Origin of the sequence: Pseudomonas sp. AO-1 (genome assembly GCF_019775695.1) — a bacterium.
GTDB lineage: Bacteria > Pseudomonadota > Gammaproteobacteria > Pseudomonadales > Pseudomonadaceae > Aquipseudomonas > Aquipseudomonas parakoreensis.
This window is the reverse complement of the sequence record NZ_CP079947.1, coordinates 4124683-4140665: the sequence shown is the minus strand read 5'-3', so window position 1 is coordinate 4140665 and position 15983 is coordinate 4124683. Positions and strand designations below refer to the sequence as shown.

At 60.8% G+C, this 15983-nt stretch carries 13 protein-coding genes and 1 pseudogene; 6 read left to right on the top strand and 8 right to left on the bottom strand.

The window, feature by feature from the left end:
- Positions 1-21: 21 nt before the first annotated feature.
- The 6 genes from KVQ82_RS18995 (at position 22) to KVQ82_RS18970 (ending at position 7391) form a co-directional block, all read left to right on the top strand.
- A complete protein-coding gene (locus tag KVQ82_RS18995; RefSeq protein ID WP_222015194.1) occupies positions 22-1269 on the top strand; it encodes a TolC family protein in 1248 nt (415 codons plus the stop codon).
- A gap of 49 nt (positions 1270-1318) precedes the next feature.
- Entirely contained in the window at positions 1319-2512 is a 1194-nt protein-coding gene (locus tag KVQ82_RS18990; protein WP_222015193.1) for an efflux RND transporter periplasmic adaptor subunit, read from the top strand.
- 15 nt (positions 2513-2527) lie between these two features.
- Positions 2528-5677 (top strand): CusA/CzcA family heavy metal efflux RND transporter, encoded by a 3150-nt coding sequence (locus tag KVQ82_RS18985; protein WP_222015192.1) that lies wholly within the window; start codon positions 2528-2530, stop codon positions 5675-5677.
- 258 nt (positions 5678-5935) lie between these two features.
- Positions 5936-6139, top strand: a complete 204-nt coding sequence (locus tag KVQ82_RS18980; RefSeq protein WP_182404272.1) for a co-regulatory protein PtrA N-terminal domain-containing protein — start codon at positions 5936-5938, stop codon at positions 6137-6139.
- 76 nt (positions 6140-6215) lie between these two features.
- The gene (locus tag KVQ82_RS18975) at positions 6216-6548 is read left to right on the top strand and encodes a DUF2790 domain-containing protein (RefSeq protein WP_041073199.1); all 333 of its coding nucleotides are present in this window, start codon (positions 6216-6218) and stop codon (positions 6546-6548) included.
- A 462-nt stretch (positions 6549-7010) separates the two neighbouring features.
- A complete protein-coding gene (locus KVQ82_RS18970; protein ID WP_222015191.1) occupies positions 7011-7391 on the top strand; it encodes a DUF6124 family protein in 381 nt (126 codons plus the stop codon).
- A gap of 206 nt (positions 7392-7597) precedes the next feature.
- Here KVQ82_RS18970 and KVQ82_RS18965 read toward each other — a convergent pair whose 3' ends face one another.
- The 8 genes and pseudogenes from KVQ82_RS18965 to nuoI form a co-directional block, all read right to left on the bottom strand.
- A complete protein-coding gene (locus tag KVQ82_RS18965) occupies positions 7598-8923 on the bottom strand; it encodes an OprD family porin (protein WP_222015189.1) in 1326 nt (441 codons plus the stop codon).
- A gap of 440 nt (positions 8924-9363) precedes the next feature.
- A pseudogene (locus tag KVQ82_RS31640) lies at positions 9364-9444 on the bottom strand (transcriptional regulator); the annotation flags it as partial.
- 270 nt (positions 9445-9714) lie between these two features.
- A complete protein-coding gene (gene nuoN / locus KVQ82_RS18955; RefSeq protein ID WP_222015186.1) occupies positions 9715-11178 on the bottom strand; it encodes an NADH-quinone oxidoreductase subunit NuoN in 1464 nt (487 codons plus the stop codon).
- A gap of 7 nt (positions 11179-11185) precedes the next feature.
- Positions 11186-12718: an NADH-quinone oxidoreductase subunit M gene (gene nuoM, locus KVQ82_RS18950; RefSeq protein ID WP_027614661.1), complete on the bottom strand. Its 1533-nt coding sequence runs from the start codon at positions 12716-12718 to the stop codon at positions 11186-11188.
- 39 nt (positions 12719-12757) lie between these two features.
- Positions 12758-14611 carry an NADH-quinone oxidoreductase subunit L gene (nuoL, locus tag KVQ82_RS18945; RefSeq protein ID WP_095666946.1) on the bottom strand — a complete coding sequence of 618 codons (1854 nt, stop codon included), beginning with the start codon at positions 14609-14611 and terminating at the stop codon, positions 12758-12760.
- Positions 14608-14916, bottom strand: a complete 309-nt coding sequence (gene nuoK / locus KVQ82_RS18940) for an NADH-quinone oxidoreductase subunit NuoK (RefSeq protein WP_003180046.1) — start codon at positions 14914-14916, stop codon at positions 14608-14610. Before nuoK ends, nuoL begins: the two co-directional genes overlap by 4 nt.
- A 3-nt stretch (positions 14917-14919) precedes the next feature.
- Entirely contained in the window at positions 14920-15420 is a 501-nt protein-coding gene (gene nuoJ / locus KVQ82_RS18935; RefSeq protein ID WP_041073216.1) for an NADH-quinone oxidoreductase subunit J, read from the bottom strand.
- Between the two features lie 9 nt (positions 15421-15429).
- On the bottom strand, positions 15430-15978 hold the full coding sequence (gene nuoI, locus KVQ82_RS18930) for an NADH-quinone oxidoreductase subunit NuoI (protein WP_003223795.1): 549 nt from the start codon (positions 15976-15978) through the stop codon (positions 15430-15432).
- Between the last annotated feature and the right edge of the window lie 5 nt (positions 15979-15983).

The following is a 15983-nucleotide window of genomic DNA, read 5'->3' as shown; positions in this document are numbered from 1 at the left end:
TGAATAAAGGAAGTCTTCCAATTGCCCGGTTTAATAAAACTGACGGCGCGATCACGCCTGAACATAACTGCCAGCGGCCTCTTGTGGTTGGCGTGCAGCAGCCTTGCCAGCGCCTCGACCCTGACGCTTGATCAGGCGCTGCAAAGTGCCTTCGCCGGCAACCCCGATCTCGCCGCCGCGCAGTGGGAAATCGGCATTGCCGAGGGCGATCGCCAACAGGCTGGCCTGATTCCAAACCCCGAAGTGTCGTGGGAAGCCGAAGACACCCGGCGCGACTCGCGCACCACCACGCTGATGCTCAGTCAGCCGATTGAGCTGGGCGGTAAACGCGCAGCGCGGATCGATGTTGCCAGCCGCGCGCAGGACGCTGCCAGCATCGAGCTGGAGCGCAAGCGCAATGCCTTGCGCGCCGATGTGATTCAGGCGTTCAACAGTGCGCAAACCGCGCAGCAACGCTTGCAGTTGGCGCGCCAGTCGCTGCAACTGGCCGAGCACGGCTTGCGCGTGGCCCAGGGCCGGATCGAGGCCGGCAAATCGTCGCCGGTCGAAGGCACGCGGGCACAGGTGCAGCTCTCGGAAGTGCGCCTGGAGGTGAGCCGCGCCGAGCGCGATCAGGCCAACGCGTATCAACAGTTGGCGCAGGTCATGGGCGCGCCGTTGCCGACTTCGACCAACGTGCAAGCCGCCACGCAAAACCTCGCCACGCTGCCGCCGCCCGGCCGCTTGCTCGAGCGTCTGAACCAGACCGCCGAGCTGCGTCTGGCGAAACTGCAGATCGATCAACGCGAAGCCTCATTGGGCCTGGAAAAGTCGCAGCGCATTCCCGATCTGACCGTCAGCATCGGCAGCCAGTACAGCGAAACTGAGCGCGAACGGGTCAACGTGGTCGGGCTGTCGATGCCGATTCCGCTGTTCAACCGCAATCAGGGCAACGTGCTCGCCGCCGCACGGCGCAGCGATCAGGCGCGGGATCTGCGCAACGCCACCGAGCTGCGTTTGCGCACTGAAGTTCAGACCAGCCTTGAGCAATGGCAGACCGCCAACGGCGAAGTCAACGCGTTCAATCAGACCATCCTGCCCGCCGCACAAAGTGCGGTGGACAGCGCCACCCGTGGTTTCGAAATGGGCAAGTTCGGCTTCCTCGACGTGCTCGACGCGCAGCGCACCCTGATTGCCGCGCGTGGCCAATACATCCAGGCCGTCAGCGAGGCGACCGACGCCCGCGTGCGTCTCGAACGGATCTTCGGCGACCTCAGCGTCAGCCCTTGAATTTCACTTTTCAGACAACTGCGCGATGGCACGGCGCAGAGGAGTTTCCATGGATAAAAAACTGATGGTGGTCGCGGTGGCGACTCTGGCGCTGGGTATTGGCATCGGTTCGATGTGGCCGGCCACGAGCAACATCGACGCGCATGCCGATGAGGCTTCCGAACATGCTGACCATGCCGAGGAGGGCGCTGCCGCCGAAGGCGAACATGCCGAAGAAGGCCACATCGAATTGAGCGCCGAGCAGATCGCCGCCGCAGGCATTCAACTGGCCGAGGCGCGGGCGCAAAGCATCAGTCTCGGCTTGTCGTTTCCCGGCGAAGTGCGCTTCGACGAGGACCGCACCGCGCACGTCGTGCCACGCGTGCCGGGGGTGGTCGAGTCGGTGGCGGTCAACCTCGGGCAAGCGGTGAAGAAGGGCCAGTTGCTGGCGGTGATCGCCAGTCAACAGATCTCCGATCAGCGCAGCGAGCAGGCCGCCGCGCAACGTCGCTTGGCGTTGGCACGTACCACCTACGAGCGCGAGAAAAAGCTCTGGCAGGACAAGATCTCCGCCGAACAGGATTTCCTCCAGGCAAAGCAAGCGTTGGAAGAAGCGGAAATCGCCATGAACAACGCCCGACAGAAAATCAGCGTGCTCAGCGGCAGCGTGGTCGCCACCGGCGGCAATCGCTACGAACTGCGCGCGCCATTCGACGGCGTGGTGGTGGAAAAACACCTGACGCCGGGCGAGGTGGTCGATGAAACCACCGCCGCGTTCACCCTGTCGGACTTGTCCCGCGTGTGGGTGACCTTCGGCGTTTCGCCCAAGGACCTGACCCAGGTGCAGGTGGGCAAACCGGTCACCGTCAGTGCGCCGGAATTGAAAGCTGAAGTGACTGGCAGCGTGGCTTACGTCGGTAGCCTGCTCGGCGAACAGACCCGCACCGCGACCGTGCGAGTGACGCTGGAAAACCCGCAAGGCTCGTGGCGACCGGGGCTGTTCGTCAGCGCACGGGTCGCCACTGACAGCCGCGAAGCGAAAGTGGCCGTGCCGGAAACCGCGATCCAGACCGTCGAGGACAAACCCACGGTGTTCGTGCGTACCGACGACGGCTTCAAGGCGCAGGCGGTGGAATTGGGCAGCCGCGCCGCCGGCCACGTGGAAGTCACCCAAGGGCTGGAACCGGGCGTGCAAGTCGCCAGCGCCGGCAGCTTCGTCCTCAAGTCGGAGCTGGGCAAAGCCTCAGCCGAGCACAGTCATTAATTCTGGAAGGTCACCATGTTCGAACGCCTGATCCAGTTTGCCATCGAGCAGCGCATCATCGTGCTGCTCGCCGTTCTGCTCATGGCCGGCCTCGGCATCGCCAGTTATCAGAAACTGCCGATCGACGCCGTGCCCGACATCACCAACGTCCAGGTGCAGATCAACACCGGCGCCGCCGGGTTCTCGCCGCTGGAAACCGAGCAGCGCATCACTTTCCCGATTGAAACCGCGATGGCCGGTTTGCCGGCACTGGAGCAGACCCGTTCGCTGTCGCGCTCCGGGCTGTCGCAGGTCACGGTGATCTTCAAGGACGGCACCGACCTGTTCTTCGCCCGCCAACTGGTCAACGAGCGCCTGCAGATCGCCAGGGAGCAATTGCCCGAAGGCGCGGAAGCGCTGATGGGGCCGATTTCCACCGGCCTCGGCGAGATCTTTCTGTGGACGGTGGAGGCGAAGGAAGGCGCGTTGAAGGACGACGGCACAGCCTACACGCCGACCGATCTGCGGGTGATTCAGGACTGGATCATCAAGCCGCAATTGCGCAACGTACCGGGTGTTGCCGAGATCAACACCATCGGTGGTTTTGCCAAGGAATACCAGATCGCGCCGGATCCGAAACGCCTCGCCGCGTACAAGCTCACCCTCACCGATCTGATCACCGCGCTGGAGCGCAACAACGCCAACGTCGGCGCCGGCTACATCGAGCGCAGCGGCGAGCAGTTGCTGATCCGCGCACCAGGGCAAGTGGCGAGCACCGAGGACATCGCCAACATCGTCATGGCCAATGTCGATGGCACGCCGATCCGGGTGAAGAACGTCGCCACCGTGGAAATCGGCCGCGAACTGCGCAGCGGCGCAGCCACGGAAAACGGTCGTGAAGTGGTGCTCGGCACGGTGTTCATGTTGATCGGCGAGAACAGCCGCACCGTGTCGCAAGCGGTCGCGAGCAAGCTCGAACAGATCAATAAATCCCTGCCGCAAGGCGTGATTGCGGTGCCGGTGTACGACCGCACGCACCTGGTCGACAAAGCCATCGCCACGGTGAAAAAGAACCTGATTGAAGGCGCGGTTCTGGTGATCGCGATTCTGTTCCTGTTCCTCGGCAACATTCGCGCTGCGCTGATTACCGCGATGGTGATTCCGCTGTCGATGCTGTTCACCTTCACCGGCATGTTCAGCAACAAGGTCAGCGCCAACCTTATGAGCCTCGGCGCGCTGGACTTCGGCATTATCGTCGACGGCGCGGTGGTGATCGTCGAAAACACCCTGCGTCGTCTGGCGCATGCGCAGCAACATCACGGGCGTTTGTTGAGCCGTGCCGAGCGTTTCAAGGAAGTGTTCGCCGCCGCGAAAGAGGCGCGGCGCCCGCTGATTTTCGGTCAGTTGATCATCATGGTGGTGTACCTGCCGATCTTCGCCCTGAGCGGCGTCGAAGGGAAAATGTTCCACCCGATGGCGCTCACCGTGGTCATCGCGCTGCTCGGTGCGATGCTGCTGTCGGTGACCTTCGTGCCGGCGGCGATTGCGCTGTTTGTCACCGGCAAGGTCAAGGAAGAAGAGGGCGCGGTCATGCGCGGCGCACGTCGGGTGTATGCGCCGGCGCTGGCCTGGGTCATGGCCCATCGCACGGTTGCGGTGGGCGCGGCGTTGGCGGTGATCGTGCTCAGCGGCGTGCTCACCAGCCGCATGGGCAGCGAGTTTGTGCCGAGCCTAAGTGAAGGGGATTTCGCTCTGCAAGCACTGCGCGTGCCGGGTACCAGCCTGACGCAATCGGTGGACATGCAGCAGCGCCTGGAAACCTTGATCCTGGCCAAAGTGCCGGAGGTTGAACGGGTGTTCGCCCGCACCGGCACGGCGGAAATCGCTTCCGACCCGATGCCGCCGAACATCTCCGACAGCTACGTGATGCTCAAACCCAAGGAGCAATGGCCAGACCCGAACAAGTCCCGCGAAACCCTGATGGCCGAACTGCAAGCCGCTGCCGCGACGCTGCCGGGCAGTAACTATGAACTGTCGCAGCCGATCCAGTTGCGCTTCAACGAACTGATTTCCGGCGTGCGCAGCGATGTCGCGGTGAAGGTGTTCGGCGATGACATGGACGTGCTCAACGCCACGGCAGCGAAGATCGCGGCGGCGATGCAGAAGGTCAATGGCGCCTCTGAAGTGAAGGTCGAGCAGACCACCGGGCTGCCGGTGCTGACCATCAACATCGACCGCGACAAGGCGGCGCGTTACGGGCTCAACGTCGGCGATGTGCAGGACACCATCGCCGTGGCCGTCGGCGGGCGACAGGCTGGCACCTTGTATGAGGGCGATCGGCGCTTCGACATGGTGGTGCGGTTGTCCGATGCCATGCGCAAGGACATCGAGGGTTTGTCGGCGCTGCTGATTCCGGTGCCGGCGCTGAGCGGTGCGGCGAACCAGATTGGTTTTATCGCGCTGAAAGACGTCGCCAGCCTCGATCTGGTGCTCGGGCCGAACCAGGTCAGCCGCGAAAACGGCAAGCGCCTGGTGATCGTCAGCGCCAACGTGCGCGGGCGCGATATCGGCTCGTTCGTCAGCGAAGCGAGTGCGGTGATCGAGCGCGAGGTGCAGGTCCCGGCCGGTTACTGGACCCGTTGGGGCGGGCAGTTCGAGCAACTGCAATCGGCGGCCAAGCGCTTGCAGATTGTGGTGCCGGTGGCGCTGCTGCTGGTGTTCGGGCTGTTGTTCATGATGTTCAACAATCTGAAGGACGGCTTGCTGGTGTTCACCGGGATTCCGTTTGCGCTGACCGGCGGGGTGATGGCGCTGTGGCTGCGGGATATTCCGTTGTCGATTTCGGCAGGCGTCGGGTTTATTGCGCTGTCCGGGGTGGCGGTGCTCAACGGGCTGGTGATGATCGCGTTTATTCGCAATTTGCGCGAGGAAGGAAGGGCGTTGGCCGAGGCGATCAATGTCGGCGCGCTCACGCGGTTGCGGCCGGTATTGATGACGGCGCTGGTGGCGTCGCTGGGGTTTATTCCGATGGCGCTGGCAACCGGCACCGGTGCTGAAGTGCAGCGGCCGCTGGCGACGGTGGTGATTGGCGGGATTCTGTCCTCGACCATTCTCACGCTGCTGATATTGCCGGCGCTGTACCAGATCGCCCATCGCCGGGATGAGGACGTAGTGCCCATCCGGTAGAACAGCACTACCTTTGTGGCGAGGGGATTTATCCCCGATGGGGCTGCGCAGCAAGCCCGCTTTTTTGGATAAAGAGCGGGGCCGCTGCGCGGCCCCATCGGGGATAAATCCCCTCGCCACAAGGTATTTCTCAGGCCTGAGATTTTCTGTGTGGCTGCCGTACTTGCCACATTACGAATCTGTAATTCCCCCGCCACCGTCACGAAAGGTACGCCTTGTTACCTTGATCCCGTCAGTTACTTAAACGAGGAATCAAAAATGAAAATCGTACAAATGGGTGCTTTTGTGGTGGCGTTGGCGATGTCTTCCCTGGTCATGGCTGAAGGTGGCGGCGACCGCACGTTCGACCGGATGATGACCAACAACGACCGTTCCATGGAGCTGTTCGTGGCCAAGGAAAAAGCCGCCGGCAACCCGGTGGTGGTCAATGAAAAAGCCGTCGACAACCGCAAGAGCCTGTAAGCGACAGCACTTGATCAAGCCCGTCATCGCGCATCGATGCTGGGCTTTTTTATGCCTGGATGGGAAGGAAATGGATATGAAAATACGCAAGTTGATCGCGTTCGCCAGTGTCATGGCGATGTCTTCTCTGGTCATGGCCGAAGGCGGCGGTGACCGCACTTTCGAGCGTGCCTTCAGCGCCAACGCCAAAGCCATGGAGCAATATGCCGCCGAGCAGGGCAAAGCGCCGCCGGTGGTCAAGGAATATGAATACGGGATGAAGCTGGACGTGGTGAAAATCGTCAGCGTGGTGAAGCCGCAGCCGGCTTGCTCGGTGGTCCCGACAGCCATGACCTACGAGGACTCGCAAGGGCAGCTCAATACGCTCAAGTACAGCGTGGCGGGTGTGTGCCGCAACAGTGGTGGCTAATTAATCCCTATCCCTGTAGGAGCTGCCGAAGGCTGCGATCTTTTGATCTTGATCTTAAAATCAAAGTCAAAAGATCGCAGCCTGCGGCAGCTTCTGCACGGGGCACATTTTCAGTATCACGATCGGTATTTCAATTCGGGATGTTTAAGGTTGTGTGGGCAAAACAGAACCTTCCCACAATGTTTTCAGGTTGTCCCTCAGACGTCCGCTCTCTAGCCTGTGTGGGTCGCTGCCAAATCAGCGATCGGGATTGGAACCCCGGAGAACGTGTCAGCGCCAAAGCGTCTTTCATGACGTATGCTTGCCCATCTTCATGGTGTGCAGTCTGTAATGGCGGCTGTGCGTGGGAGACTTTCGAGTCTGCCGGGTTTCTCCGTTCCCCGGGTTCCAACCTGCGTACAGCTGCCACCCCATCGCGTGGAACCGATCGGGTCAGCTCCAACGTTTTGAAGGAGAAAAAACATGAAAAAGCCAACACCGAATCCGCCCGAAACAGACACGCCTGCAGACCCCGATCCAACATCCCCCTACGCCGCCATCGACACCCACAAGCTCCACGAAGCCGCCGACCGCGCCCTCGACTACTACCTCAAGCCCGCAGCGCCCATCATGGCCACACCTTACACCGCCAACGCGCTGTTCCTGATCAACCCCTACGCCGACACCGAATCCCTGCTGGCCAACGCCTGCGAATCCCTGGCCTCGGCCACGGTGATGCTCGGCGACTTCGCCGCCTTGCTGGAGGGCACGCATCGCAAGACGCTGCTCGGCATCGCTCAGGTGGTCATGCTCGGTGAACTGGCGGTGAACAAGGCACTGGATAACGTCGAACCCAGCGCCTGACCAATGTCTTCTGTAGGCGCTGCCGAAGGCTGCGATCTTTTGATCTTGATCTAAAAAACCAAAATCAAGGGATCGCAGCCTGCGGCAGCTCCTACAGGAGTGTGTTTCGGACGGGATAAAAAAGGCGCCCCGAAGGGCGCCAAAAAATTCACCTCTGACCAAAGGAGCAAGGAGCTTCTAAAGGTGAATGGTGTTGCTCGGGAAACTCAGAGAATCGCCAGCGGGTATTCGACGATCACGCGCACTTCGTCCAGGTCCGACTCGAATGCCGTGGCGCGAGTGGTGGCCTGGCGCAGACGCAGCGACAGGTCTTTCATCGAACCGCTCTGCACCACGTATTTGACTTCCACATCACGCTCCCAGCGTTTCTGGTCGGTCAGCGGATTGCCGTCGGCATCGCGGCGCATGTACACGGCGTTGGCGTTGGAATAATCGGCGTCGGTGCCGCGCGCGTAACGGGTCATGAACGACAAACCGGGTACGCCGTAAGTGCTCATGTCGAGGTCATAGCGCACCATCCACGAACGTTCTTTCGGCGAGTTGAAGTCGCTGTACTGGATCGAGTTGTCGAGAAAGATCGAGTCAGACTGGCGCAGGTAATCGAAGTCGTCGTTGCCGTTGTTGCGCTGGTGGGAGAGGGCGACGGAGTGCGCACCGAGTTTCACCCCGACGCGGCCGCTCCAGATGTTGTTGTCGAACTGGCCGAGCAGTTGTTTGCCTTCGTCGACCGCTTTGTAATAGTTCAGCCCCCCGAACAGCGACAGGTCGTCCGCCAGCGGATAGGTCCAGGCGGTGCCGGCGTAATACTGGTTCCAGGCGTCCTTGAGGCGGCTGGAGTACAGGCTGAAACTGAGGTTCTTGTTCAGCACATAATCACCACCGCCGTAAGCGATCCACGGCGAGTTGACCGGACCGGCGTAAAACGTGGCGAAATTTTCGCGCATGTCGCTGGACACCGGTTGGCTCATCGCATGCAGACGACCGCCCTGAATCGACAGACCGTCGATGCTGGTGTTGGTCGCCGTCACCCCGCGAAAGCTTTCCGGCAGCAAGCGTGAGTCACCGGCCGCCACCACCGGGTTGGCCGGAAACACATCCCCGACCTTGATCACCGTGTCGAACGCCCGCACTTTCGCGGCGCCACCGATCTTGGTGTATTCATCCCGTGCCTGGCCGTCACTGTTGACCGGCAATACATCGAACGAACTGCGCCCTCCATTACGTCCGTCACCGGTATCGAGTTTCAAACCGATCATGGCAAACGCATCGACCCCGACCCCGACGGTGCCTTGGGTAAAACCGGATTCGAACTTGCTGATCACCGCATGCGCCCAGGCCTCGGAGTAACCGTTGCCGGTGGGGCTGGACTGGCCGTTGCGATGATCACGATTGAAGTAGAAGTTGCGGTTGAGCACCGTCAGGCTGCTGCCTTCAACAAAGCCCTCAGGCTTGTCTTCTGCAAACACCATGGACGGCCCGGCGCCGACTACCACCGCTAAAGCGGCCATCGATATTTTTGTAGGGTTAACCATCAAACACTCCTTGGGTTCGGCAGAACGGGAACGTGCGTCGGCGTGGTCTTATTGTTCGGCGGGGCAGGGCCCGCCGGCATTGGTCGCCGGGTCACATCGTTGCAGGCTGCGGATAACGCCAAGGTGATGGGGGAATTACAATTTCGTCATGTGGTTATATGGATTGAGTGAACGCCACATAAACCTGTGGGAGCGAGCCTGCTCGCGAAAGCGGAGTGTCAGGCACTGAAGATGGGGATGTGCCGACGCCTTCGTCGGAACGCCGCCCGGATCAGGCTCGCTCCCACAGTGGGTTGAGTGAGTCTGATAGATCACATGAGAGCCGATGTGGCTTTTTATCGTTCGAAGGTATCCAGCAAACCGTGTGATAGAGAGGCATCAGTTTCGGCGGGAAGTATGAGTTTGCCCTTCGTGTCGCCGATCCGTTTTACACGCGTCTTCTTCAAGGTAATTTTGCCTTGGCGTTCTTCGGCTATCGCATCAAGGCCATCCATCAACTCTGAAAAAATATCCCGCTTCATGGTTCGTGGATCTCCACTTGATAGTTGATCCTCAAATTTAACCGCAATTACCTTCTGCAGAATGTCAGCCATTGCTCACCACTTTGCAGGCAAATTCCTAGAAAGGGGAGAGCGTTATAAGTCAAAAGATCGCAGCCTTCGGCAGCTCCTACAGACCGCATACCATCCCAATGTAGGAGCTGCCGAAGGCTGCGATCTTTTGATGTTGATTCCCGCAAAAACAAAAACGGCACCCGAAGGTGCCGTTTCCGTTTCCAGCCAGCCGAGCAATCAGCCTGCCAGACCCGCCTGCTGAACCAGCGTCAGCAATGGCTGCGGGTACACACCGAGGAAGAACGCAACCACGGCGATAGCCAGCAGCATTACACCGCCTGCTTTCTGTTCCCAGTGCAGCTGGGCGTCGTGGCGGCGCAGGTTCGGTTCGATCAGGTACAGGGTGACCATCACACGCAGGTAGTAGAACACGCCGATGGCGCTGCCCAGTACCAGGGAACCGACCAGCCACCATTGGTGCGACTCGACACCGGTGGCGATGATGTAGAACTTGCCGATGAAGCCGGCAGTCAGCGGGATACCGGCCAGGGACAGCATCATCACGGTCAGTACCGCGGTCAGGTACGGACGGCGCCAGAACAGGCCGCGGTACTCGTACAGCGCGTCGGCGTCACGGCCGTTGTACGGCGAGGACATCAGGGTGATCACGCCGAACGCGCCGAGGCTGGTGATCACATAAGTCACCAGATACACGCCGATGGCTTCCACCGCCAGACCCTTGCTCGCCACCAGTGCGATCAGCAGGTAGCCGAAGTGTGCGATGGACGAGTAACCGAGCAGACGCTTGAGGTTGCTTTGGGTCAGGGCCAGCAGGTTACCGAACAGGATCGAGGCGATGGCGATGACGGTCAGTACGTCGCTCAGCACGCCACTGCTCGCGGCAGGGGAGATCTGGAACAGACGCACCATCACCGCGAACACGGCAACCTTCGACGCCGTGGCGAGGAACGCGGCCACCGGCGCCGGAGCACCTTCGTACACGTCCGGCGTCCACAGGTGGAACGGTACCAGCGACAGCTTGAACGCCAGACCGATCAGCATCATGCCCAGACCCAACTGAGCCAGCGAGCTCGGCAGGTTGGTGGTAGCCAGTGCCTGACCGATACCGTTGAAGCTCAGGGTGCCGGCATCAGCGTAGAGCAGGGCCATACCGAACAGCAGGAACGCGGAACCGGCGGCCGACAGCACCATGTACTTGATGCCGGCTTCCAGCGAACGCTTGTTGAAGAAGGCGTAAGCCACCAGACCGTAGACCGGTACCGACAGCAGTTCCAGACCGATGAACAACCCGGCCAGATGCTGCGCGCTGACCAGAACCAGACTACCGGCGGCGGCCATCAGGATCAGCAGGTACAGTTCTTCACGGTTGCCCGGGTAACCCGAGCCGCCATCGCCGAGGTAGGCATGGGCGAGGGTTACACAGGCGAGGGTGGCGACCAGGATCAGCGCCATGTACAGACAGGCGAAGGTGTCGACTTGCAGCAATGGGGTCACGGCCAGAGGCGCGACTTTCAGGGCCGGCAGGATCGACAGCAAGGCCAGGTTCAGACCGGCGACCGAGATCAGGAAGGTCTGCGAGTGGTTGCGGCGCCAGGCGATTGCCAGCATCACCACGATAATGGTGAGGCTGGTGATCAACAGTGGCGCAAGCGCAATAAAGTGTTGAATCGTGAATTCCATAGCGCTCTTACCGGGCCGAAGCGAGTTGAGTGAAGGCGGTGCCGAGCCACTGCTGCACGCCATGCATCGTGGCGGCGGAAGTGTCGAGGAACGGTTGCGGGTAGACGCCGAGGTAAATCAGCAGCGCCGCAAGGCCCAGCACCATGGTCAGTTCGCGACCGTCCATGCCGTGCAGGATCGAATCCGATTTCGACGGACCGAAGTAGGCACGGTGGATCATGATCAGCGAGTAGACCGAACCGAACACCAGACCGGAGGTGGCAATCGCGGTGATCCATGGCGCACTGGCGAACGTACCGATCAGGATCAGGAACTCGCCGACGAAGTTACCGGTACCCGGCAGACCCAGAGAGGCGGCGGCAAAGAACAGGCTGATCGCCGGCAGATAAGCGATACGCGACCACAGACCGCCCATCTCACGCATGTCACGGGTGTGCAGACGCTCGTACAGCTGACCGCTGAGGATAAACAGTGCTGCCGCCGACAGACCGTGCGCGAGCATCTGGATCACTGCACCTTGCAGCGCCAGTTGGCTGCCGGAGTAGATGCCGATCAACACGAAGCCCATGTGGGAAACGGACGAGAAGGCGATCAGACGCTTGATGTCGGTTTGCGCGAACGCGAGGAACGCACCGTAGAAGATCCCGATCAGACCGAGGGTCATGGCGATCGGCGCGAACTCGGCCGAAGCATTCGGGAACAGCGGCAGGGCGAAACGCAGCAGACCGTAGGCCGCGGTTTTCAGCAGGATACCGGCGAGGTCGACGGAACCGGCAGTCGGTGCCTGGGCGTGCGCATCAGGCAGCCACGAGTGGAACGGTACGACTGGCAGCTTGACCGCGAAGGCGATGAAGAAGCCGAGCATCAGGATGTACTCGGTGGTCATCGACATCTTGGTCTTCAACAGGTCGGCGTAGTTGAAGGTAATCACGCCGGTGTTGTTGAAGTTGACCAGTACCAGACCGAGGATCGCCACCAGCATGATCAGGCCGGAAGCCTGAGTGAAGATGAAGAACTTGGTCGCCGCGTAGATCCGGGTTTTCTTGCCGTCCGAAGAACTGTGACCCCAGAGCGCGATGAGGAAGTACATCGGCACCAGCATCATTTCCCAGAAGAAGAAGAACATGAACAGGTCGAGGGCGAGGAACACGCCGACAACGCCGCCCAGGATCCACATCAGGTTCAGGTGGAAGAAGCCAACGTGACGTTGAATCTCTTTCCACGAGCAGAGTACCGAGAGGATACCCAGCAGGCCGGTCAGCAGGATCATCAACAGCGACAGACCGTCGAGGGCCAGGTGCACGTTGATGCCGAAGCGCTGGATCCAGACGTGCTTGAACTCGAGCGCCCAGGTCGGATCGGCGCCAGGCGCCGGAGCAAATGAATAGTCACCGTGGGCCCACAGCCAGAGGCCGAGGGCGAGTTCCAGGGTCATGGTCAACAGCGCAATCCAGCGGGGGAGGGTAGCGCCGAAGCGCTCACCCATCCAGCACAGCAGGCCGCCGATGAAGGGGATCAGGATTAGCCAAGGCAGAATCATGACGGGCTCGTTTCCTTTCGCAAATTCGCAAGGTTCATATCAGACCGCTACCAGCACGATGGCGCCGATTACCAGCACGGCACCAGCAGCCATCGAGGCGGCATACCAACGCAGTTGACCGGTCTCGGTGCGGCTCAGGGCGGTGTGACCGCCTTTGGCCATACGCGGGATCAGACCGATGGTCTGGTCGAGCGGGTCTCTGCGCAGTACATGGCTGATCGCAAGGTACGGCTTGACGAACAGTTTGTCGTAGATCCAGTCGAAGCCCCAGGCAGCGAACCACCAGGCCGAAAGGAAACGGCCGATGCCGCTGTTGGCGATCGCCGTCACGAAGCGACGCTTGCCGAGGAACAGCAGGGCCGCCAGCAGGATACCGGCCAGGGCGATGGCGCCCGAGGCGATTTCCAGACTGTGCTTGGCTTCGCCACCGGCATGGCCGACGCTCTCCGGCAGTACGCCGTGCAGCGGCGGTACGATCATCGCGCCGACGAAAGTCGACAGCACGATCAGCACCGACAGCGGCAGCCAGTGAGCGATGCCGTGACCGGCGTGGGCTTCGGTCTTGGCTTCACCGTGGAACGTGATGAAGATCAGGCGGAAGGTGTACAGAGAGGTCATGAACGCGCCGACCAGACCGGCGTAAAGCAGACCGTGGTTACCGCTGGCGAACGCTTCCCAAAGGATTTCGTCCTTGGAGTAGAAACCGGCGGTGACCAGAGGCAGGGCGGCCAGTGCAGCACCACCGACGATGAAGCTGGCATAGGCCAGTGGCAGCTTTTTCCACAGACCGCCCATCTTGAAGATGTTCTGCTCGTGGTGGCAGGCAACGATCACCGCACCGGAAGCAAGGAACAGCAGGGCCTTGAAGAAGGCGTGAGTCATCAGGTGGAAAATCGCGCCATCCCAGGCACCCACGCCCAGCGCCAGGAACATGTAGCCGATCTGGCTCATGGTCGAGTAGGCGAGGATACGTTTGATGTCGGTCTGTACCAGGGCGGCGAAACCTGCCAGCACCAGGGTCACACCACCGACGATGCCGACCAGGTGCAGGATTTCCGGCGCCAGGGTGAACAGGCCGTGGGTACGGGCGATCAGGTAGACACCCGCCGTCACCATGGTCGCAGCGTGGATCAGTGCCGACACCGGGGTCGGACCGGCCATCGCGTCCGCGAGCCAGGTTTGCAGTGGCAGTTGCGCCGATTTACCGACCGCACCACCCAGCAGCATCAGGGTCGCCAGGGTGATCCAGAAGTCGCCGGCCTGGAATTTCTGCGGTGCCAGCACCAGCAGTTCCTGGATGTTCAGCGTGCCCACTTGCTGGAACAGGATGAACAGGCCGATGGCCATGAACACGTCGCCGATCCGGGTCACGATGAAGGCCTTGAGTGCGGCGTTACCGTTGTTGCGGTTGCTGTAGTAGAAACCGATCAACAGGTACGAGCACAGGCCTACGCCTTCCCAGCCGAAGTACAGGAACAACAGGTTATCGCCGAGCACCAGGAACAGCATGCTGGCGATAAACAGGTTGGTGTACGAGAAGAAGCGCGAGTAACCCGCTTCGCCGCGCATGTACCAGGACGCGAACAGGTGGATCAGGAAACCGACACCCACCACCACGCCGAGCATGGTGATCGACAGACCGTCGATGTAGAGGGCGAAGTCAGGCTTGAAGCCTTCGACCGCCATCCATTTCCACAGCACCAGGGTGTAGTGACCGCCCTCGGGAGGCGCGACGTTGAATTGCCAGATGACGTAGGCGGCGACAATCGCCGACAGGCCGATGGAACCCACGCCGATCAGCGCCGAGAGGTTTTCCGACCAGCGTCCACGGGAAAACGACAGCAGCAGGAAACCGATCAGAGGGAATACGAAAGTCAGAAAGATTAGGTTCATCCGCGCATCTCACTGGCAGCGTCGATATCGAGCGTGTGGAAGCGGCGATACAGTTGCAGCAGGATCGCCAGGCCAATACTGGCCTCGGCGGCTGCCAGGCTGATCACCAGGATGAACATGATCTGTCCATCCGGTTGCGCCCAGCGGGCGCCCGCAACGATGAAGGCCAGTGCAGAGGCGTTCATCATTACTTCCAGACTCATCAACACGAACAAAATGTTGCGGCGGACCATCAGGCCGACCAGACCAAGGCAGAACAGGATGCCGGCAACGGCCAATCCATGTTCGAGAGGGATAGCAGGCATGTCTTACTCCTTCGCCTCGTTACGGCCCAAATGGAACGCCGTGACGGCTGCGGCGAGCAGCAGCATCGAGGCGAGTTCGACCACCAGCAGATACGGGCCGAACAGGCTGACGCCCACGGCTTTTGCATCGACGGTGGTGTGGCCGATGGCCTGACCGCTCTGGTGAGCGAACAGCACATACAGCAGTTCGGCCAGCAGCAGGGCGGCGAGAATCACCGGGCCTGCCCAGATGCCGGGCTTGAGCCAGCTGCGTTCCTGCTGAACCGAGGCGGGACCCAGGTTCAGCATCATCACCACGAACACGAACAGCACCATGATGGCGCCGGCGTAGGCGATCACTTCCAGCACGCCGGCGAACGGTGCGCCGAGTGCAAAGAAGGTCATGGCCACGGCGATCAACGAGATGATCAGGTAGAGCAGGGCGTGCACAGGGTTGGTGTTGGTGACCACACGTAGCGTGGACACAACCGCGATACCCGATGCGAAATAGAAAGCGAATTCCATCGTTCTTCCTTAAGGCAGCAAGCTCTTCACGTTGATCGGTTCGGCTTCGTTCTGCGCGGAGCCTTTCGGCTTGCCAGCGATTGCCATACCTGCAACACGATAGAAGTTGTAATCAGGGTTTTTGCCGGGGCCGGAGATCAAAAGATCTTCTTTCTCGTACACCAGGTCCTGACGTTTGAACTCGGCCATCTCGAAATCCGGGGTCAGCTGGATCGCGGTGGTCGGACAGGCTTCCTCGCAGAGACCGCAGAAAATGCAGCGCGAGAAGTTGATACGGAAGAAGTCCGGGTACCAGCGACCGTCTTCGGTTTCAGCTTTCTGCAGCGAGATGCAACCTACCGGGCAAGCCACGGCGCACAGGTTGCAGGCTACGCAACGTTCTTCGCCATCGGGGTCACGGGTCAGGACGATGCGACCACGGTAGCGTGGTGGCAGGTAGACCGGCTCTTCCGGGTATTGCAGGGTGTCGCGCTTGCGAAAGCCATGGCCGAAGACCATGACCAGGCTGCGCAACTGGGTACCGGTACCCTTAACGATGTCGCCAATATATTTGAACATGGGTC